Genomic DNA, 19,789 nt, shown 5'->3' on the forward strand with positions numbered 1-19,789 from the left:
TTTAAAAAGCACAAAACAAAATTAGCGAAATTACCAAAATATCTGCTAGAAATTTAAAAAGCTGTGATTTCGGATTTAGAAATAATAAGTGATTTGCAAGAACAAGAATGAATTGTGTTAACTAGGTAAATCTAGTCCAAATGTTGAACGTAACAGTTCGATATTTGGATTTATTTCTAACAAGCGATTGTATCTGTCCTGATCGTTTAAACTTCTTTTGGTTTCTACGGTTTCATTTACAATAACTTCAATTGTGATGTCATGATTGTGCAAATGCCCTCTTAGATGTCCCAGAAGACCTGGAAGCTGACCTTCAAAATCTAATTTAGATCCTTCATTAGGTAATTCCAGGGTAATTACTGTCCCGTTTAAAGTTGGATCATTAATCAATAATAATGATTCCATAATTTTAGAACCTTTTTCACCAAGACGCTGTGCATATTTGTTCCATTGCAGCAACATATCAGTTTCGTTAAATTCTTCTCTAAGTACAGCCGAAGTAGGTTTTACATGTAATTTGCTGTTTGCTTCAAGTTCTTTTTTCTTACGGATGCTGGATAAAGAAAAAGCAGAAACCTTAGGTGCTGCGTTTTGAATTTCAGTTTTTGGAGTTTCAGAAACCACCGCAGTGTTCTCACTGATTTTTTCCTCAGAACCCGGGATTTGCACATTATGATTTGGAATTACATTTCCGGAATCTGGAATTTGCAATTCAGTATTTGGAATTTGGGGTTTTAAATTTGCAGTTTCAACAATTGAATAACCTCCGTTTTTAAAATAAACAGGCGGAATTATGAATTGCTCAGCTTTTTTTTTTCTCCATCAAAATTGATAGAGGCCAATTGCATCAGGCATAACTCAACCAAAAGACGCTGATTTTGACTTAATTTGTATTTTAAATCACAGTCGTTGGCAATGTCAATTCCTTTTAGTAAAAACTCCTGAGAACATTTCTGAGCCTGAACACCATACATCTGCTGAGCCTGCTCTCCAACTTCCAGCAAACTTAAAGTTGCAGGAGTTTTGCTTACTAATAAATCTCTGAAATGCGATGCTAAGCCGGCAATAAAATGATGCCCGTCGAAACCTTTTGAAAGAATGTCGTTGTAAGCCAGTAAAAGATCCGGAATTTTATTTTCTAAAAGTAAATCGGTAATCGAAATATAGGTTTCGTAATCTAAAACGTTTAAGTTTTCGGTTACGGCTTGTCTTGTCAGGTTTGTACCGCAGTACGAAACGACACGGTCAAAAATTGATAAGGCATCACGCATGGCACCATCAGCCTTTTGAGCGATAATGTGTAATGCATCGTCTTCAAAATGGATTCCCTGACTAGCAGCAACATCAGCCAAATGTTCTTTAGCATCTTTTACGGTAATCCTTTTGAAATCAAATATCTGGCAACGGGATAAAATCGTCGGAATGATTTTGTGTTTTTCTGTCGTTGCTAAAATGAAAATAGCATGTTTAGGTGGTTCTTCCAATGTTTTCAGAAAAGCATTAAAAGCTGCCGAAGACAACATGTGAACCTCGTCAATGATATAGACTTTGTACTGCCCGGTTTGTGGCGGGATTCGAACCTGATCGATAAGGTTACGAATATCATCAACCGAGTTGTTGGAAGCCGCATCTAACTCAAAAACGTTAAAAGCAAAATCTTCGTTAGGATCATCATATCCGGGCTGATTTATTTTTCGTGCCAGAATACGGGCACAGGTCGTTTTTCCAACTCCACGAGGTCCTGTAAACAATAAAGCAGAAGCAAGATGATTGCTTTCTATGGCATTCAGCAAAGTGTTGGTAATGGCTTTTTGACCTACAACATCCTTAAAGGTTTGCGGGCGGTATTTACGAGCCGATACTACAAATTGTTCCATGTTCTTTTTTATTCGATAGCAAATATAGAGTATAATTTAATGATTTAAAAATTTAAAAATTGAAAGATTGAAAGATTTTTAAGTGTTTTGAATATCAGAAAGTAAGGTCTTATATTAAACTTAATACCACAAAAAAATTAATACTAATCTTGTAAAATGAATTTCAAATTACTTAAGATGCCTCTTTTTTATCTTCAAAATTATTTTTCCTAATATTCATTCCATAAGTATAGTTTGTAGAAAGGATTACATCGTTGCAGTCAAAATGTTTAATGATTCCACTTTCTTGTAAAGCTACAACCCAACAAGTATTCTGATGCATTCCGTAATCAATAAGGAAAATAGCCTGACCGGTTCCTAATGGTGTTTCAACTAATATTGAAGGTTTTAATTGATGTATCATGATTTCTAAATTTTTTATAAATGTACATTAACTTAGAAACAAGGAAGTTATATGATTATTGGAATGCTTTACAGAATTTAAGGAATGAATTCAGCAAGTGTTTTAGACTCAGAAGAATTTTGAAAATTGAAATTTATGGACGAAAATTTAAATGAGAGTGTCATATATATTACTTTAAAAATACAATTTTGTAATAAAAAATGTACTATTTTTAATCCAAAAAACAAAATCCTTAAGAACAAATGAACGCAAAGCAAATAGTTAAATTAAGTAACATCATCGGAATAACTTCAATACTTTTATTAGTTTATTGGGTTTTTACCTTTATAATGATTCAGGTTTTTGGTTTAAAAGTATTTAGAGAAAATATGACTGAAACCTTTTATTTGAGTGTTTTAGGTATTCTTGCCTTGATGGTTGGCTCATTAATTATCAATTTGATGTTTAATTTGACCAGAATTGCAGAGAAACATAATCAAGATTTGATAGATAACAAATCAAACAGATCAAGATTTATAACTTTACTTTTTATTTTTCCATTGATTGCTATAATCCTATTTGGTGGAGATTATCTAACTTCGGCTAAAAAAGAAAAATTATTAATCAAATCTGCAGAATCGATTATCGAAACCAACAAGGTTAATAGTGATAAGCTGGTAAATTATACTTTTTCAGAGAGGTATATAAAAGAAACAGCTGATGTACTGGAAATTTTATCGGGAACTGATAAAAATTTTCCAAGTGTAACCGTGATTGTTAAAGATTCAATTAAAGGCTCTCCTGTTTATTTAGGTTTTACTGATTATTATGAAGGGAGTTTAAAAGATACAATACATCCACAAAAAAGGCGATACATTTATCAAACTACTAATGAAGAAAGAGAATATCTGAACAGTATTTTTGACAAGAAAAACGATAAACTGCGTTATAGTTCGCATGATGGGAATTATGAATTGTTTTATCCATACAAAAAGAATGGAAAAACGATAATCATATATTTCTCTGAACAACAGCGTTACGGTAAGTTAGGAAGTTAATTGGATATGAAAAACACAATTATACTAACGATATTTTTTCTTTTCCAAAATTCAAATGTTTGTGCTCAGGATAAATCCGAAATCAATCAAAAATGGACAGAACTTAAAGATCAGTTTAAACACAAAACAGAGGTAGTTTTTGAATTTACATCGAAACTTCAGAAGTCAAAAAAGATAGATAAAAAGGAATTAGAAAAAACTGATTTTTACGCAAGCGAATTCAGTAAGGTGTTTGAGAATAAAGTATTGAATAAGGAAATAGTTAGCAAAGTAAAACAAGCAAATGACTTACTGAACACTCATTTAGTAAGAATTTTAGTTAATTTGGAGTCTGATTTTAAACTCAAAAGTCAGGAATCAATAATTTCTTTATACGATCAATTATCAACTATTGAGAATCTAATTTTGGCAGATATTATGAGGTATAATGAAGTGTGTATAAAACAAAATAGTAAAGTACTGATATTTAAAACTCATGACAAAAATGGATCGCCCTCTATTGAATTTTAATGTTTTTCTATTTTACTCAGGCTCTAAAAACTAATTATCGTAATTATGCAACAATATCATTACCAAAACAATATTCTAAATCTAAAAGTAAAAAAATCTCCATTTCTAGTTCGTGTAGTAATGTTCGGGTTAGCTTTTTCTTTTTTTCTTTTTCCTGTATTAGGAGCAATTTTTGGTATTGCCGAGGGAAGTGGTTTGCACATAGGTTATTTTATTGCGATTGGAGTTTTTTCAATCATGGGATTTTATCTTTTGCGGGTTTCTTTATGGAATACGTATGGCGAAGAAACGATTCAAATATTAGCAGATAAAATTATTTATGAAGCAAATTATGGCTGGTTTAAAGATGGCAAAAAAGAATTTGATATTAAGATCCCGGAGTTTTCTTTAAAAACTGTTGGTTATGAGGAAGATAACGAAGGTGTTTTGTTAGTTGTATCAGGAAATGTTGAGATTGAATCAGTCGTTAAAATTCCGATGTTTCAATTAGAAAAGTTAATTTTGACTTTACAAAATGTCTATATTGAAGTATCTGATTCTTTATGAATAATAGCAACTTAGATACATTTTTGAGTTAATCAGTTTTTAAGAAGCCTTTCATTGTATGATGGGCTTTTTTTGGGCGGGAAGGGTGTTAAGAGTTACTCAACTGAGTACTATATGTTTTAAGATATGATCTTTCTTTTATTTTATGTTATCCCGAGGAAGGAGGGGGATTTGCGAGTACTTCCGTATAATCAATCTTCAATCTTTGTTGAGTTGCTTATGAAGATTCCTTGTTCCTCGGGATAACAAGATTGTGTTAATTAGTTAAGGATAAAATTTCTTTTGAAACCTAAAGCCTAGCCCTGATGGGAGCGGCATCCTTTTGTGCCGGGGTCCGGCGCAAAAGATACAGCGGACAGCAGGAACAGCTCCTGAAAAGTTATCTTCCCCTAATGCTTAAATCAAATAAAAATTTAGCGGTTTCCTGATCGGAATGTGCGGAGAAGCCTGCTACATAAACGCCCTTTTTGCCCGAATTCGATTTAATTCCGTATACAACTGCTTCATCGCCCGGGTCCGAATCCCCCTCGTATCGATACACATGAACAATTTCAAATTTTTCAGGATTCTTTTTAATCATGTCTGCATTTCGATTGAAATCACATGTAAATCCTTTTTCATTCAATTGATCTAAAGCTTTTGAAACAGTTGCGTAATGATACATTCCTTTCATAATAAACTGAATTTAAAATTATAGAATATTAAAGATAACCAATTTGAAATTAACGGGTTATGAAATTGGAAGAAAATCTAAAATTTATATTTTAGCTTCTTCGCTTATAAAGTAGTACTTTTGCGCCGCAGACCGCCTTATCGTCGTCCTGATTTATTGGGAGGGAGGAAAGTCCGGACACCACAGAGAAGCATAGCGGGTAACACCCGTCGGCGTTAGAAATGGCGCAAGGACAAGTGCAACAGAAAGTATGTACAGGTAATGCTGTAGTGAAACCAGGTAAACTCTATGCGGTGAAATACCAAGTATATCAGCATTTAAGGGCTTCTCGTTCGTTGCTGAAGGGTAGGTAGCTTGAGTCATGCAGTAATGCATGATCTAGATAAATGATAAGGTATTGTTAGTAATAACAAGAACAGAATCCGGCTTACAGGTCTGCATTTTTTATATATTTGTGAAAAGCTCTAACTATTTTTCATGAATATTAATGCTCCAAAACCTATTTTGAAACCTAAAAAAGGTGTTTTTCATACTATAATTACCAATCTTACTTTTTGGGTTTTGATCGCTATTATTGCAGGAATCTTGCTTGGACATTTTTCACCTGCCAATGGTGTAAAAATGGAGATTTTAGGAAAGAAATTTGTTGATATTATCAAGCTTTTTATTGGTCCGATTATTTTCCTGACGATTGTTTTAGGGATTTCCGGAATGGGAAACCTAAAGAAAGTGGGCCGGATTGGTGTAAAAGCTTTGGGATATTTTGAAGTGGTTTCGACAATAGCACTGGCAATTGGAGTGGGAGTTGCGTATTTTTTTCAACCCGGAAAAATTGATAAATCGGGTCTGGCATTGGGAGATGCCAGTCAATATACAAAAGGAGCTGCGGAACACTTTTCGTGGCTGAAGTTCTTCTTGTCGAATTTTACTTTGCAGGTTTTACTGGCCGCTATTGTGTGTGGTATTTTATTGAATTTTTATAAGAAGCGTGAGCAGACGATTTTAGTTTTGGAACGTTTTTCGAAAGTCGTTTTTACCGGATTAAAATATGTGATGTATCTGGCTCCGCTTGGAGCCTTCGGAGGAATGGCTTATACAATTGGGAAGTTCGGATTAGAGACTTTGATCCCGCTTGGTAAATTGATGTTATGCGTTTATTTGACTATGGCACTTTTTGTATTTTTAATTTTGGGATGTATTCTGCGTTACTATAAAATCAATATTCTCTCCATTTTAAAATACATAAAAGAAGAACTTTTATTGGTTCTCGGAACATCATCTTCTGAAGCTGCGTTGCCGAGTATTATGGTGAAATTGGAACAAATGGGATGTAGTAAATCGGTTGTAGGGCTGGTGATTCCGACAGGTTATTCTTTTAATCTTGATGGTACTTCAATTTATTTGTCAATGTCGGTGATATTTCTCGCACAGTTGTATGATGTGCATTTAAGTTTCTTCGAAATCCTGAGCGTTATCGGAATTTTGATGATTACTTCAAAAGGAGCGGCAGGAGTGACAGGAAGCGGATTTATTGTTCTGGCTTCGACATTGACAGCGATTCATAAAATTCCGGTTGAAGGATTGGCCTTTTTACTGGGAGTGGATAAATTTATGAGTGAAGCAAGGGCAATAACCAATTTGATTGGAAATACAGTAGCGACAATTATAGTTTCTAAAACTGAACATGATTTTACGGAGCTGAATTTAGTGCCTGTTTTGGAGGAGTGATACCTTTGTGCTTCATTGAACATTGAACACGAATTAAACTGATTTGTTAAAGCGAAGACGCGGATTAAAAACGTATTTTTATTGTCTCTGTCATTTCGACGAAAGGAGAAATCAGATGCGAAATTCGACAAAGATTTGAACATTTCAACACATGGAAACTCTTATGCTATTTCTCCTTTCGGCGAAATGACACACTGTATCAAAAAATCAGAAAAACACTTTAAATGAAAACAAAAATCGGAATCTTAGGACTAGGTGGGGTAGGAGGTTATTTTGGCGGACTTTTGGCAAAAGCTTACTTTGAATCAGATGGTATTGAAATTATTTTTATTGCCCGGGGTGAAACTCAAAAAGCAATTGCTGAAAAAGGATTAAAAATTATAACAGATGACTCGGAAACCATTGTTTATCCAAAATTGGTTTCGAATAATCCGGATGAAATTGGCAAATTAGATTATTTAATTTGTGCTACCAAAACGTATGATATTGAGGAGAGTTTACTTTCTATAAAGAAATGTATTACCTTAAAAACGGTGGTTCTTCCTTTATACAATGGCGTTGATGCACCGGAACGCATCAAGAAAATATTCCCTGAAAATGAAGTTTTACTAGGTTGTGTTTATATTATTTCGATGATTATTTCACCCGGAACAATCAGAAAAATCGGTTTTTATGAAAAGTTATTTTTTGGTTCTAAAACTATTCCGATTTCAAAATTAGAAGAATTACAATCGATTTTTAAAAATGCTAAAATCGAAAGTTATCTGGTCGAAAATATAGAAGAAACAGTTTGGGAGAAATTTATTTTTATTTCGGCTTTAGCATCGGCAACGTCGTATCTGAATCAGAATATTGGTGAAATACTGATGAATAAGGAATCTAAGGATATTTACGTGGCATTGCTGTATGAAATTGAAGCTGTTGCCAAAGCAAAAGGGCTGCAATTGCCAACTGATATCGTAGATCAGACGATTATAAAGTTAGAGAAATCTCCAAAAAATGCAACGTCATCAATGAACAGGGATTTATTGGCAGGTAACAAGACAGAAGTTACTTCGCTAACACAATTTGTAGTCAACGAAGGTTTAAAATATGGTGTAGAAACTCCTCTTTACGAAAAAATTGCAAATGCATTATTATAGTATTTTAAGATTCGTCTTTTGTTGTACGAATCAAACTGATTCCGTAAGTAAAGAATACGATTCCAAGTATTCCGTAGATAATCAGTGATTTAATATCTATGGTTTCGCCTGAAGTACTCGAAAATATAACTGCTGTATAGATAAGACCAACAATGCCCAGGATGGTAAGTAATCCTCCAAAAAATCGTTTTAGGTTCATGATGATGATGTTTAATTGTTTCTGACAAATTTATGTCGCTAAATGTTAACTGTTGTTATACAATTCTTTAGGATAATTTATATTATTTAAGGGTTAATAATGTAAGAAAAATGTATTTTTTACTTTAACTTTACCCTCGTTCCTAAATTATTTAAACCGTCAGTTCAATTTTTTGTGTAGATAAAACGGGCAAAAATGTATCAAAAAACAATTACGCCTACTGCGTTAATTTTAGTATTCTTTAGATGCTATTTTTGTTTTCAATTTAATTTAAAAAACAAATGAAGAAACTCATTTTTATTAGTTGTATTTTTTTAACAGTCTTAAATAGTAGTGCTCAGGAGTTTCGTCCTTTTGTTGGATTAGGCGGTTTTGTTCATTTGTACTCTTTTGAAAAAGATTTGCAATCATCACCTGCTATTAGTCTTTCTGCCGGTTTAGAATACAAGGCCACAGGTTTTTTATTGCCGGAAATAGAAGTGAATTATTTGAATGGTAAGTATAAGGATAATGTTGACTCAAGTGATTTAGGAAATATTATAAATAGTTCTGACAGATCCTTTTCTGTTGTAAATTTTAGTTTTTGTCCCAAAATCGTTTTAGGAGATTATAATGATGGAAATTATATACAAATACTTCCCAAGTACATATTTTCATTAATTGATGTCAGAGAAAATATAGTTTCTAATAGTATGATTTCGACTCAAACAGAAAAAAGTTTGTCAACTTCACAGCATGCTATCGGATTAGGAGTAGGCTATGTGATTAATTTTGATACTTGGTATTCAAATTCTTTGGCAATCAATGTATGTTATAATACTATTCGTGTCTCTGAACCTTTTGATCAATTAAATCCAGGAACAGAAGCTATTGATAATGTGGGTGTTTATGGAATAGAATTTAAATATTATTTTGGAGTTAAACGCCTTAAATAGAATTCTTTTCTATTTTAAATTCCAAACCTATATTTCTGACACTTTCGATACTGATTTTCGGATCTGAATTAAAATATTTTCTAAGCCTGCTGATAAAAACATCCATGCTTCGTCCTGAAAAATAGTCGTCTTTTTTCCATACCGACATCAAAATCTGGTCTCTTTTTAATAGCTGGTTGTGGTTCAGGTATAAATACTCGATTAGGGCAGCTTCTTTTTCTGTAAGCTGTTGAACGTGATTTTTATTGTTAAGGGTTAAACGTTCGTTATCAAAAATATACGAACCAATTTCGATTATATTATTTCCGTTCAGACTTCTCTTTTGTTCCAGCCTTTTCAGTATATTCTGCAGGCGCAGCACCAGTTCGTCGACTTCAAAAGGTTTCGCAATGTAGTCGTCTGCACCCAGTTTCAATCCGATGATTTTGTCTTCTTTTAACTTCCTTGCCGTCAGAAAAATAAACGGGATATCGGGATTGATGGTAATTATTTTTTCGGCTAGTGAAAATCCGTCCAGTTTGGGCATCATAACATCAAAAATACAAATATCAAAAGTTTGATTTTTAAAATAATCTAAAGCTATTTCGCCATTTTCGGCCCATATAACTTCAAATTGATGCAGTTCTAAATATTGTTTCAGAACGGTTGCAAAATCAATATCGTCTTCGGCTAAAAGTAATTTTTTCAAAATATAAGGAGTTAAACTTTTAATAGAATAATAAACTGTGCGCCTTTGCCTAAATCGCTGATAACGTTAACCGTACCCTGATGTGCTTTTATGATTTGATTTACATAATACAATCCTAAGCCCAGCCCTTTTGTATTATGAAGATTGCCTTGTTCAACACGATAGAATTTCTCGAAAAGAAGCGCCTGTTTGCTTTTGGAAATTCCAATTCCGTTATCTTCAATACTGATAGAGAACTGGTTATCCATTTGCTTTGTTTTTATAATGATCGTATTGCAACCATATTTTACAGCATTTTCCAAAACATTTAAAAGTGCTGTTGTCAAATGAAATTTATCTAAAATCAGATTCGTTTTTTGTGTTTCAAAATAGGTCTTAATTTCTATTTTAGGATACGTGATCTTAAAGTCATTTACAATTGTCTGCAGGAAATCTTCGGTTTCAATTTTTTCTTTTTGAAGTTCAATTTCATTTTCAGCAAGTGAATTTGCCATAACCTGATCGATCAGATTTTGAAGACGGTTGTTCTGGCGTGAAATAGTATTCACAACCGCAGTAAAGTTTGTATCATTTTTACGAATGTTTTCCTGCTCTAGAATTTTCGTTGAAATTCCTAAAGTTGCTAAAGGCGTTTTGAGTTCGTGTGTAATGTTATTGATAAAATCAGTTTTGACATCACTCACTTTTTTCTGTTTGATTAAAGCTTTAATGGCAATTACGAAAAGTGTTATGAGTGTTAAAATTGAAAGAAGTGACAAAGCTAAAATAAATGCCATCCGTCTTAAAATAATCATTTCCCAATCGATAACTGAAACGTACATAGAATCTTCGGTCAGGAGTTTATAATCCTGGTTTTCAATAATTCCGTTTGTTGTCCCGACATAATTCCGAACCATAAAAGCGTGGTCTAAAGAAGTCAGATTACCGTATAATCTGTTTTGGATAAAAGGTTTTTCAGAGAAGATAGTATCAGCCTTTTGTGCATTTTTGTAAAGGATGAATTTGTTTAGCACAATAGCAAAATCGATTTTAAGATTAGGCAGATCCTTATCGAACTTTTGCAGGATTTTTTGCGTTAAGGCAGCGCTGAATTCATTTTCCAGAATGCCGTTTTTAATATCCGTTTTCTTCTTTTTTCCTTGTATATAATTTTCTGACAGTGTTTTGTAAAGTGCTTCTTTTCTGGAAACAAGAACCGAATCAATGTCGCTGTAATTGTTTGATATACGCGCGATTTCATTTTTAATTTCGGTATGAAACTGTGCCACTTTATAGTTGTAAGCGGTTTTTACCAAATAGTATTGCACTATTGACAAAACTATCAAAGCTGTAACTGAAAACGCTATTAATAAATTGATTCTTTGTTTCATAACTATTCAAAATTCGTTTCAAAAATAAAGCTTTTGCAGTAGAAAAAACAGATTAACTCTCGATTAACCTTCCATTAACTTTCAAATACCTGTTTCTGATTCATTTTTGCTGCATCATAATCAAAACCATTTTTTTAATGAATATTTATCTTCCCATGAAAATTTTAATCATTCTCTATTTGTTTTTATTTTCCTTAATTACAAATGCACAAAATGAGATTCTAAAAGATAGTATCTCGAATAATCTGAGCGAGGTCATCATTAGACAGGATAAAAAAGCGTTTGCCAACAATCACGGAAATATAAAAGTTGATGTTGCTAATTCGATTTACAATTCAATTCCGAATACAGTTGATTTGCTTTCCAGACTGCCAACGGTTCAGATAAGTTCTGACAAGGAAAATATTTCGATTGTGGGGAAGGGCAATCCACTGATTTACATCGACAATCAAAAAGTAAACATGAATGATTTGAATGTTTTGGCTGTAGCCGATATCAAAACGATTGAAATCATCCAGAATCCATCTGCAAAGTATGAGGCCGAAGGACGCTCCGTGATTTTGATTACAAGGAAATTCAGCAAAAAAGACAGCTTTCAGACCGAAATTTCAGAAGTAGCTTCCTTTAAAAAGAAGTACAACAATTATCTCGGATTTAATTCGGTTTTCAAAAAAAACAAATTAGAGTTCAAAGCTAATTTTAACTATAACCGTTTAAATCCATGGGAAAGTCATCGTATTGATTATCAGATTCCAATTGCAGATATTGCTTCAAAATATGATGTTATGGCTCTGACAAAAAGGAAACAATTTATTTTGGGCACAGGACTGTTTTATAAAATAAATGGTGAAGATTATTTTTCATTTAATGTCAATTCCAAATTACAGGACGATACATTCCCGATTAGCACGATTACAAATAACAGAAATAAAACAGTAGAAAATGATGTCGTAACGTATAGTGAAAATGAGGGCAAAAAGAATTTTATAAACTCATTTTTGAATTATTCCCAAAAAATAAACCCAATAGAGGCACAGGTATTTACAGGTTTGCAATTTTCTAATCTTAATCAGGCTGGCAGAAGTTTGGTTTGGGATAGTTTTAATGAAACACAACCTGAATTGTCTCAAAACAGAAATCAAAATTTTAAAGTAAATGTGTTTTCAGGAAGAATTGATCTGGAGAAAAAGTTTAAAAATGACCTGAAATTTGAGGCGGGAGGTGTTTATTTATCAGCTCATTCAAAATCTGACATACATATTTTCGATTTTCTGAATAATGAAAATGAAATAAGTTATTACAATTTTAAGGAACAAAACCTCTCAGGATACAGCCAGTTTTCAGGAAAAGTTAAAAAGATGGACTTTTCAGTTGGCGTTCGAATTGAAAATACAAATGTAAACGGCAAATTCCAGTCAGATATTTTGCCATTGATAGATAAAAATTACACCAATTTTTTTCCGAAAGCGCAGTTTTCAATGGCAATTGACAGCGTGAAAAGTATGAGTTTTAATTACGCTAAAAGTATCCAGAGGCCTAATTATTCGTCTTTGAGTCAGGGGACAACCTATATTAACCCGTATTTTTTATATGGACGAAATATTAATCTGGATCCGACAATTACTAGTGAAATTTCAACGTCTTTTCAATACCATGACCATTCAGTCAAGTTAAGTTATTATCAAAATATAAATCCGGTTTACAATAGTTTTATGTATGATGAAGACCATCATATCATGACTTTTCAGGAAATAAATTTAGATAAGGAATCAGGTTTTAATCTGGATTTTGAGCTTCCTTTCCGTTATAAATTCTGGACAATCAACAACTCTGTAATTTTTGTTCTGGAAAAAACTGAAGATGCTTCGGCAGTATTTTTAACCTCCAAACCCTATGTTTATTATTATTCGAATAACGAATTTAAATTTCCCAAAGGATATACTTTTGTTTTGGACTGGTGGGGAGCAACAAAGCAAAACAAAGGTATTTTTGAACGAAATGCCAATTTTATAATGAATGTGTCTGTTTCTAAAAAAATCAGGAATTGGAATTTGGCATTGAACTGTAACGATATTTTTAAGAGTACGATTTATAAAGAACAATTCACAATTAATCACGTTAGTTCAAAAGCAAAATATTGGGTGGATGCCTGCGAGATTTCAATTGCAATAAAATATTCTTTTGGAAAAATTAAAGAAACGGAATTTAAAGAGAAGCGCATTAATGAAACTGAAAACAGAATCCGATAAAAATGTTTAAAAAAGTATAACACGTATTATAAGGGTTTGCTATGGTAAAAATGCTAAAAAAACAGATTTTTATTTTTTAAATCCGTACAAATCTGCGTTTTATCGATAGCGAATTTATATAATCCGGATCAAATTGTGTAATTAAGATTGTTAACCTTCGTCTTGTTCTGTTTCTTTTCCGGATGAATCAGGAAGTTCTTCGTCATCAACAGTTGAATTTAATTCGAAGAAACTAAAAAAGGAACCTCCATAACTTTTCTGGAACGAAAAATTACTTAAATGTTCCATTTTGGTGTATTTTGAGTGTTCAATAATCATCATGCCATCATCTTCGAGTAAACTCTTTTCGAAAACCGTTAGCACTATTTTTTCAAAAGCAGCCTGATCCAGACCATAAGGAGGGTCGGCAAAAATAATATCGTATGAGGTTTTGCAGTTATCCAGAAATTTGTACACATCGCTTTTTGTGGCTGCGATATCAAAATCATATTCTGATGAAATTTGCTTAATGAATTTTATGCATCCGAAATCACCGTCGACAGAGGTAATTGGTGCACTACCTCGTGATGCAAATTCGTAGCTTATATTGCCCGTTCCTGCAAATAAATCTAAAACTTTTAAGCCGTCAAAACTAAAATGATTGTTCAAAACATTAAATAATGCTTCTTTACTCATGTCAGTCGTAGGTCTTACAGGAAGGTTTTTTGGCGGAAAAATGCGGCGTCCTTTGTATTTTCCAGAAATGATTCTCATGATTGAAATAAGATATAATGTTTTTGATTATCGGCAGTCGAGAAGCTGTTTCTTTGTTGTAAAGGGCTTACATCGAGAAAAGATATATTGCGGATGTACTTATAGGCAATGGCATAAAAAGGATCTTTTTTACTGATTGTACCTAATAATTCCAGTGGAAAGATCTCCGGATTTAAACTTAATTGTTCGGCTGTAAAAAGCAGGTAATAAATAAAATCTTCGGGAGTCTGATATTCAAAAGAATTGAAAAAAAGCAGTTTTTGATTCTGAACAACGATAAGCTCAAAATGAACCGGATTAAAATTGACGATCATTTTTTTATTATCATTGTTTTTTGAAGCTTCAAGTATTTTCTCGACCAAAATACTGTTAACATGTTTATAATCAAAAGAACCAACATTGTCAATCAGGAAATTATTGATGTTTATATACGGAATATAAACAGCATTCATTTCGTAATTTGAAATTTTATCATAGGTAAAAAAATCGGTTTTAAAAACTTTTGTGGTGTATTGCAAATAGCTTCCAAGGTAATCTTCGTCAAAAAGAGCCTCAGGAACAAAAGTCGAAAGATTGTTATTATGAATAACCATAATTTCATCATAAGAAGCTTTTAGTTCCGGATATTTTTTGAAAGCTTCAGCATAGGAGTCCTCTATTTTAGTTGTTTTTTTTGAGGTATCAAAATGAACTTCATTAAACGTAGTTATGATGTTATTCAAAGTATCAAAACAACAAAAAGAAAATCCGGTCAGGGAAACCTGAATAGAAAGTTTTTTATAAATTTTAGATGTAATATTCGTATTGTGTAATGCCATAATTTGATTTATAATTCGTTACCGTAGTATCAGGAAAGAATTTAATTCGGACACAAACTTACAAATAATAATTTCAATATCAATTTCAAAAATCAATTTCAAAAGGCCAAGGCAATTTCAAAAATCAAGGGCAAAATATTTAAAAACAATAAAATGAACAACCAATAACTCAATTATGCTTAGAACACGAAGAATATTCAAGTGATCAAAAATGTTATCTTGAAATTGATATTCTCATTGTTATTGATTTTTGATACTGTCATTGATTTTTACCATTGCAATTGATTTTGCCATTTAAAAAAGCGAACTTTGTAGTTCAATTTCACCTTATGAATTCAGCATTATTTTATGGCATTCTGCAAAAAAGATTCCCTTTTGCACCCACTTATAAACAGGATATTTTTTTTCAGAAAATCGCGATTTTTTTAACCGAACCTGATAACGATACCATTTTTGTACTTAAAGGATACGCAGGAACGGGAAAAACAACCGTTATTTCGACCATTGTAAATAATCTTGGGGATATTAATAAAAAGTTTGTTTTGCTGGCACCAACCGGACGTGCGGCCAAAGTAATTTCCAATTATTCGAATACAGCCGCTTTTACAATTCATAAAAAAATATATTTTCCTAAAAAATCATCGGGCGGGGGAGTGGCTTTTACGAAACAGGTCAACAAACATAAAAACACCATTTTTATTGTCGACGAGGCCTCGATGATTTCAGACAGTACCCTGGATAGCGGTTCTCTTTTGGATGATCTGATTAATTATGTCTATTCTGGCACCAACTGTAAAATGATCCTTTTGGGTGATACAGCGCAGCTGCCTCCTGTAAATCTGGATATTAGCCCGGCTCTCGATATTCAGACTTTGGGCGTTCATTATGATAAAGAAATTGAACATATCGAACTCGACGAAGTAATGCGTCAGGAAGAAAGTTCGGGAATTTTGTTTAATGCGACCGAATTGCGGGAGTTATTGAAGGAATCATTTATAACCGAATTTAGGTTTAATGTAAAAAAGTTCAAAGATATCGTTCGCTTAACCGATGGTTACGATATTCAGGATGCAATTAATACAGCTTACAGCAATTACAGCATTGAAGATACGGCTTTTATTGTACGTTCCAATAAAAGGGCCAATCAGTATAACGAACAAATCAGGACCAGGATTTTGTTTAAAGAAAGTGAACTTTCGGTTGGGGATTTCCTGATGGTCGTAAAAAATAATTATTTCTGGCTAAAGGAAACCGATGAAGCCGGATTTATTGCCAATGGTGATATTATTGAAGTACTGGAACTCTTTGCAATCAAGGAATTGTACGGATTTACTTTTGCGAAAGTAAAAATCAGAATGGTCGATTATCCAAATCAGAAGCCTTTTGAGACGGTATTGATTTTAGATACCATTAAAAGTGAATCTCCTTCGCTAACCTATGAAGAATCGAATCGTTTGTACGAAGAAGTGATGAAAGATTATGAAGATGAAACCACCAAATACAAGAAGTTTCAGAAAGTAAAAAACAACGAATATTTTAATGGTCTGCAGGTCAAATTCTCCTACGCCATAACCTGTCACAAATCGCAGGGAGGACAGTGGAATACTGTGTTTATAGAGCAGCCGTATTTGCCAAACGGAATCGATCGTGACTATATCAGATGGTTGTATACCGCTATGACACGTGCCAAAAATAAGCTATATTTGATAGGATTTAAGGATGAAAGTTTTGAGGAATAAAAACACTAATTTTACGAATTATTTTAAGATTTGAATTAATGAATAGCTGTGAATTCGTGTTTAATTTAATAAGGCTATGGCAACACTAAATGACTTACATTCGATTTCATCAACGTTTTCGAATACAGATAAAATGCCGGTTCTGTTTTTAGGACACGGCAGCCCGATGAATGCTATTGAGGAAAATCAGTTTGTGGCTGGTTTTCGTGATTTGGCTAAAACTTTGCCACAGCCAAATGCTATTTTGTGTATTTCAGCGCATTGGTTTACGAATGGAACCAAAGTTACTTCGATGCAAATGCCAAGGACGATTCATGATTTTGGAGGTTTTCCGCAAGCACTTTTTGATGTGCAATATCCGGCAAAAGGAAGTCCGGAACTGGCTGTTGAAACTAAGAAAATATTGGAACCAGTAAATGTCGATTTAGACGAACATTGGGGACTAGATCATGGCGCCTGGAGTGTGATTAAACATTTATACCCTGATGCCAATGTTCCGGTAATTCAATTGAGTATAGATTATACAAAATCGGGTCAATATCATTTTGAGCTGGCTCAGAAACTTCAGTCGCTTCGTCATAAAGGTGTTTTAATTATCGGAAGCGGAAATATTGTTCACAATTTGCGTTTAGTAGATTTCAGAAATTTTGACAAGGACAATTATGGTTTTGACTGGGCGATTGAAGCACGTGAAATGGTGAATAATTATTTGTTGGACGGAAATTTCCAACCTTTGATTGATTTCGAAAAAATGAATCAAGCATTTCAGTTAGCGGTTCCAACTCCGGATCATTATTTGCCTTTACTTTACACGTTAGGTTTAAAAGACAAAACGGATGATTTGAGTTTGTTTAATGATAAATTGCTGGCTGGTTCTCTGAGTATGACTTCGGTGAAAATTATGTAAAAAAAACTTTGTGATTTTCTGTAGAATTTTTTGAATCTCTGTGAAAGAGTTATTACACAAAGTCGCACAAAGATTTCACAGAGATTCGCAAAAGAAAAATAATAATAATGAGGATGATTAGCTTGCGTTAATTTCGCTACGCTTGAGTACATGTTCCTCGCAATGAGATAAAAAATGAAAATAATAGCTGTAATTCCGGCACGATATGCCTCAACACGTTTTCCTGCCAAATTAATGCAGGATTTAGGTGGAAAAACCATTATTTTGCGCACCTACCAAGCCGCACTTGAAACTAAATTGTTTGATGATGTATTTGTAGTAACCGATTCTGATTTGATATTTAAGGAAATTGTTTCGAATGGTGGAAAAGCTATTATGAGTATCAAAGAACACGAATCAGGAAGTGACCGAATTGCCGAAGCAATTTATAGTTTAGATGTAGATATTGTAGTAAATGTGCAAGGTGATGAGCCTTTTACTGAAGCCGGACCTCTTGAACAGGTTTTATCTGTTTTTAGAAATGATGTCGATAAAAAGATTGATCTGGCTTCGTTAATGCGTGAAATTACAGATGAAGACGAAATCAATAATCCGAATAATGTGAAAGTCGTGGTTGACCAGTCACAATTTGCGTTGTATTTTTCACGTTCAGTGATTCCGTATCCAAGAGACAAAGATGCTGTAGTTCGTTATTTTCAGCACATCGGAATTTATGCTTTTAGAAAACAGGCTTTGTTAGATTTTTACAGCCTTCCAATGAAATCACTCGAAGCCTCAGAAAAACTCGAACAACTCCGTTATTTAGAGTTTGGAAAACGTATTAAAATGGTAGAAACGACCCATGTTGGGATCGGAATTGATACGGTTGAGGATTTGGAGAAAGCAAGAGCTATTCTGGCTTTAAAATAGTGGAATTTTAGAATTTAAAAACGTATAAAAAGAGTTTAAACTTCTGTTTGGCGGGCATTAATTATCACCATCATGCTCTGATAGTTTTTCATTTTCCTCTTTTTGATCCTCTGATTCATTTTTTTTTGAAGTTCCTAAAATACCAAACATCATTAAAAAAGCTGTTAGTAAAATGACTTGTATAATAAGTGATTTATTAACCAGGGGAATATTTTGTGAATTACCCAAGCTTAAAAATAATAAGATGGTGATTAAACCTCTTGGAGCCACAAAAAGCAAGGGCATTAAACGTATTTTAGACAAGTATAACTGAATAGCGCGTATTAAAAACAGGATAAGTACTATTCCGAAAGCCCAAATAAAGGTGTCGGGATTTAATATTTCAGATGTTTCCAGTAAATATCCAAACAACAGAAAAAATAATGAACGTACAACAAAAGCTGCTTCGACATTCAACTCCCTGAATTTATCAATCTCTTTGGTCAGGGAGTCTGGGCGAAAACGAGCACTCCATTTGTACCTTTTCAGTTCATCAAAATTATTAATAGACAGGCCAAATATCAAGATAAACAACAAAGCGGGCAGATGGTACATTTTTGATATTTCATAAATCAAAATGGTTAGCAAAATAATAGGCACAAATTTGATGTGATGATCTATCTTGTTTAGTAAAAAAGATAGTAAAACAGTGGACAGAAAAGAAATAACGATGATAATTAGTATCTGAAGAAAGAAATAACCAAATGTTGACACTCCAAAACTAGTATTATACAGAACAAAATTGAAAAGAATTACCCCGAAAATATCAGAAAGACTACTTTCGTAAGTTACAAACTCCCGTTTATTCGTGCTAAGGTTGCGAACACTAGGGATTGCTATGGCACTGCTTATAACGGCAAAAGGTATGGCATTTGATAAACATGTTTTAAAAGGGTAGCCGCCATAATATTGAAATAAATACGCTATTATAAAAGACAATGCCATTAAGGGAAAGAAAGCGCCCAGAAAGGATTTTTTTATCAGGCCAATTTTAGATTCGTTTAATTCTAATTCAAGTGAGCCTTCTAATACAATCAGAATAAGTCCAATGGTTCCTAAAATAGGTAAAACCATGGAGAAATCCGGTAAATCAATAAGTAAAAATCCGGTGATTTGCCGCACGATCCAACCCAAAAGCAAAAGCAATATAACAGAAGGAATCTTCGTTTTTGATGAAGTCAGATCAAAAAGGTACGCTACTAACAACAAAACGCAAAAAGTAATAATTATAGTCATTTGGTTTATTTCAGATATTTTGAAGGGCTTG

20 protein-coding genes and 1 other RNA gene are annotated in these 19,789 nt (G+C 33.2%); 11 read left to right on the forward strand and 10 right to left on the reverse strand.

All coding sequences use genetic code 11. The features are described from left to right. Nucleotides 1-117: 117 nt before the first annotated feature. From DMB65_RS22490 to DMB65_RS16180, 3 genes are all read right to left on the reverse strand, one after another. On the reverse strand, nt 118-711 hold the full coding sequence (locus DMB65_RS22490) for a DNA polymerase III subunit gamma/tau (protein ID WP_230470700.1): 594 nt from the start codon (nt 709-711) through the stop codon (nt 118-120). 80 nt (nt 712-791) lie between these two features. Continuing rightward, nucleotides 792-1,877 carry a DNA polymerase III subunit gamma/tau gene (gene dnaX, locus DMB65_RS16175; RefSeq protein WP_110307668.1) on the reverse strand — a complete coding sequence of 362 codons (1,086 nt, stop codon included), beginning with the start codon at nt 1,875-1,877 and terminating at the stop codon, nt 792-794. A 172-nt stretch (nt 1,878-2,049) separates the two neighbouring features. Continuing rightward, entirely contained in the window at nt 2,050-2,280 is a 231-nt protein-coding gene (locus DMB65_RS16180; protein ID WP_165834976.1) for a hypothetical protein, read from the reverse strand. Between the two features lie 242 nt (nt 2,281-2,522). Here DMB65_RS16180 and DMB65_RS16185 point away from each other — a divergent pair, with 242 nt between their 5' ends. The 3 genes from DMB65_RS16185 to DMB65_RS16195 are packed head-to-tail and all read left to right on the forward strand — an operon-like array spanning nt 2,523 to nt 4,373. Beyond that, nucleotides 2,523-3,317 carry a peptidase gene (locus DMB65_RS16185; protein ID WP_110307670.1) on the forward strand — a complete coding sequence of 265 codons (795 nt, stop codon included), beginning with the start codon at nt 2,523-2,525 and terminating at the stop codon, nt 3,315-3,317. A gap of 6 nt (nt 3,318-3,323) precedes the next feature. Continuing rightward, nucleotides 3,324-3,827, forward strand: coding sequence for a LemA family protein (locus DMB65_RS16190; RefSeq protein ID WP_123955353.1), 504 nt, complete (start codon nt 3,324-3,326; stop codon nt 3,825-3,827). Nucleotides 3,828-3,872: 45 nt separating this feature from the next. Next, nucleotides 3,873-4,373, forward strand: coding sequence for a hypothetical protein (locus DMB65_RS16195; RefSeq protein WP_110307672.1), 501 nt, complete (start codon nt 3,873-3,875; stop codon nt 4,371-4,373). Between the two features lie 379 nt (nt 4,374-4,752). Here the strand turns inward: DMB65_RS16195 and DMB65_RS16200 are convergent, their stop codons facing one another. Continuing rightward, on the reverse strand, nt 4,753-5,046 hold the full coding sequence (locus tag DMB65_RS16200) for an SH3 domain-containing protein (protein WP_110307673.1): 294 nt from the start codon (nt 5,044-5,046) through the stop codon (nt 4,753-4,755). 124 nt (nt 5,047-5,170) lie between these two features. On the opposite strand from DMB65_RS16200, the gene rnpB reads away from it, so the two are divergent. The 3 genes from rnpB to DMB65_RS16215 all read left to right on the forward strand — a co-directional run bounded on the left by rnpB (nt 5,171) and on the right by DMB65_RS16215 (nt 7,916). Further along, an RNA gene (rnpB, locus tag DMB65_RS16205) (RNase P RNA component class A) lies at nt 5,171-5,492 on the forward strand. Nucleotides 5,493-5,523: 31 nt separating this feature from the next. Next, a complete protein-coding gene (locus DMB65_RS16210; protein WP_110307674.1) occupies nt 5,524-6,774 on the forward strand; it encodes a cation:dicarboxylate symporter family transporter in 1,251 nt (416 codons plus the stop codon). A 224-nt stretch (nt 6,775-6,998) separates the two neighbouring features. Then, nucleotides 6,999-7,916 (forward strand): ketopantoate reductase family protein, encoded by a 918-nt coding sequence (locus DMB65_RS16215; RefSeq protein WP_110307675.1) that lies wholly within the window; start codon nt 6,999-7,001, stop codon nt 7,914-7,916. A gap of 4 nt (nt 7,917-7,920) precedes the next feature. On the opposite strand, the gene DMB65_RS16220 is transcribed toward DMB65_RS16215, so the two are convergent. After that, on the reverse strand, nt 7,921-8,115 hold the full coding sequence (locus DMB65_RS16220) for a hypothetical protein (RefSeq protein WP_110307676.1): 195 nt from the start codon (nt 8,113-8,115) through the stop codon (nt 7,921-7,923). 281 nt (nt 8,116-8,396) lie between these two features. On the opposite strand from DMB65_RS16220, the gene DMB65_RS16225 reads away from it, so the two are divergent. Beyond that, nucleotides 8,397-9,050 (forward strand): hypothetical protein, encoded by a 654-nt coding sequence (locus DMB65_RS16225; RefSeq protein ID WP_110307677.1) that lies wholly within the window; start codon nt 8,397-8,399, stop codon nt 9,048-9,050. Here DMB65_RS16225 and DMB65_RS16230 read toward each other — a convergent pair. Both DMB65_RS16230 and DMB65_RS16235 read right to left on the reverse strand, forming a co-directional pair. Further along, nucleotides 9,043-9,738 (reverse strand): response regulator transcription factor, encoded by a 696-nt coding sequence (locus DMB65_RS16230; protein ID WP_110307678.1) that lies wholly within the window; start codon nt 9,736-9,738, stop codon nt 9,043-9,045. The genes DMB65_RS16225 and DMB65_RS16230 overlap by 8 nt on opposite strands. A gap of 11 nt (nt 9,739-9,749) precedes the next feature. Further along, nucleotides 9,750-11,108 (reverse strand): sensor histidine kinase, encoded by a 1,359-nt coding sequence (locus tag DMB65_RS16235; protein ID WP_110307679.1) that lies wholly within the window; start codon nt 11,106-11,108, stop codon nt 9,750-9,752. Nucleotides 11,109-11,245: 137 nt separating this feature from the next. Between DMB65_RS16235 and DMB65_RS16240 the strand changes: the two genes are divergently transcribed. Beyond that, entirely contained in the window at nt 11,246-13,357 is a 2,112-nt protein-coding gene (locus DMB65_RS16240) for an outer membrane beta-barrel family protein (RefSeq protein WP_110307680.1), read from the forward strand. Nucleotides 13,358-13,507: 150 nt separating this feature from the next. Here DMB65_RS16240 and DMB65_RS16245 read toward each other — a convergent pair whose 3' ends face one another. Further along, a complete protein-coding gene (locus tag DMB65_RS16245) occupies nt 13,508-14,110 on the reverse strand; it encodes an RsmD family RNA methyltransferase (protein ID WP_110307681.1) in 603 nt (200 codons plus the stop codon). Beyond that, nucleotides 14,107-14,928: a DUF3822 family protein gene (locus DMB65_RS16250; RefSeq protein ID WP_110307682.1), complete on the reverse strand. Its 822-nt coding sequence runs from the start codon at nt 14,926-14,928 to the stop codon at nt 14,107-14,109. The genes DMB65_RS16245 and DMB65_RS16250 overlap by 4 nt, the downstream gene beginning before the upstream one ends. A 329-nt stretch (nt 14,929-15,257) precedes the next feature. Here DMB65_RS16250 and DMB65_RS16255 point away from each other — a divergent pair, with 329 nt between their 5' ends. The 3 genes from DMB65_RS16255 to kdsB all read left to right on the forward strand — a co-directional run bounded on the left by DMB65_RS16255 (nt 15,258) and on the right by kdsB (nt 18,483). After that, the gene (locus DMB65_RS16255; protein ID WP_110307683.1) at nt 15,258-16,667 is read left to right on the forward strand and encodes an ATP-dependent DNA helicase; all 1,410 of its coding nucleotides are present in this window, start codon (nt 15,258-15,260) and stop codon (nt 16,665-16,667) included. Nucleotides 16,668-16,743: 76 nt separating this feature from the next. Next, on the forward strand, nt 16,744-17,574 hold the full coding sequence (gene ygiD, locus DMB65_RS16260; protein ID WP_110307684.1) for a 4,5-DOPA-extradiol-dioxygenase: 831 nt from the start codon (nt 16,744-16,746) through the stop codon (nt 17,572-17,574). A gap of 174 nt (nt 17,575-17,748) precedes the next feature. Then, nucleotides 17,749-18,483 carry a 3-deoxy-manno-octulosonate cytidylyltransferase gene (gene kdsB / locus DMB65_RS16265; RefSeq protein WP_110307685.1) on the forward strand — a complete coding sequence of 245 codons (735 nt, stop codon included), beginning with the start codon at nt 17,749-17,751 and terminating at the stop codon, nt 18,481-18,483. A gap of 57 nt (nt 18,484-18,540) precedes the next feature. On the opposite strand, the gene DMB65_RS16270 is transcribed toward kdsB, so the two are convergent. Next, nucleotides 18,541-19,758 (reverse strand): cation:proton antiporter, encoded by a 1,218-nt coding sequence (locus tag DMB65_RS16270; RefSeq protein ID WP_110307686.1) that lies wholly within the window; start codon nt 19,756-19,758, stop codon nt 18,541-18,543. Nucleotides 19,759-19,789: the final 31 nt, after the last annotated feature.

Source organism: Flavobacterium cheongpyeongense (genome assembly GCF_003202435.1).
Classification (GTDB): domain Bacteria; phylum Bacteroidota; class Bacteroidia; order Flavobacteriales; family Flavobacteriaceae; genus Flavobacterium; species Flavobacterium cheongpyeongense.

Coding starts and splice junctions, on each gene's coding strand:
- ygiD (WP_110307684.1), top strand. CDS start 16,744: ATGGCAACACTAAATGACTTACATTCGATTTCATCAACGTTTTCGAAT.
- DMB65_RS16185 (WP_110307670.1), top strand. CDS start 2,523: ATGAACGCAAAGCAAATAGTTAAATTAAGTAACATCATCGGAATAACT.
- DMB65_RS16215 (WP_110307675.1), top strand. CDS start 6,999: ATGAAAACAAAAATCGGAATCTTAGGACTAGGTGGGGTAGGAGGTTAT.
- DMB65_RS16195 (WP_110307672.1), top strand. CDS start 3,873: ATGCAACAATATCATTACCAAAACAATATTCTAAATCTAAAAGTAAAA.
- DMB65_RS16210 (WP_110307674.1), top strand. CDS start 5,524: ATGAATATTAATGCTCCAAAACCTATTTTGAAACCTAAAAAAGGTGTT.
- dnaX (WP_110307668.1), bottom strand. CDS start 1,877: ATGGAACAATTTGTAGTATCGGCTCGTAAATACCGCCCGCAAACCTTT.
- DMB65_RS16200 (WP_110307673.1), bottom strand. CDS start 5,046: ATGAAAGGAATGTATCATTACGCAACTGTTTCAAAAGCTTTAGATCAA.
- DMB65_RS16190 (WP_123955353.1), top strand. CDS start 3,324: ATGAAAAACACAATTATACTAACGATATTTTTTCTTTTCCAAAATTCA.
- DMB65_RS16235 (WP_110307679.1), bottom strand. CDS start 11,108: ATGAAACAAAGAATCAATTTATTAATAGCGTTTTCAGTTACAGCTTTG.
- DMB65_RS16255 (WP_110307683.1), top strand. CDS start 15,258: ATGAATTCAGCATTATTTTATGGCATTCTGCAAAAAAGATTCCCTTTT.
- DMB65_RS16250 (WP_110307682.1), bottom strand. CDS start 14,928: ATGGCATTACACAATACGAATATTACATCTAAAATTTATAAAAAACTT.
- kdsB (WP_110307685.1), top strand. CDS start 17,749: ATGAAAATAATAGCTGTAATTCCGGCACGATATGCCTCAACACGTTTT.
- DMB65_RS16220 (WP_110307676.1), bottom strand. CDS start 8,115: ATGAACCTAAAACGATTTTTTGGAGGATTACTTACCATCCTGGGCATT.
- DMB65_RS16270 (WP_110307686.1), bottom strand. CDS start 19,758: ATGACTATAATTATTACTTTTTGCGTTTTGTTGTTAGTAGCGTACCTT.
- DMB65_RS16180 (WP_165834976.1), bottom strand. CDS start 2,280: ATGATACATCAATTAAAACCTTCAATATTAGTTGAAACACCATTAGGA.
- DMB65_RS16225 (WP_110307677.1), top strand. CDS start 8,397: ATGAAGAAACTCATTTTTATTAGTTGTATTTTTTTAACAGTCTTAAAT.
- DMB65_RS16240 (WP_110307680.1), top strand. CDS start 11,246: ATGAATATTTATCTTCCCATGAAAATTTTAATCATTCTCTATTTGTTT.
- DMB65_RS16245 (WP_110307681.1), bottom strand. CDS start 14,110: ATGAGAATCATTTCTGGAAAATACAAAGGACGCCGCATTTTTCCGCCA.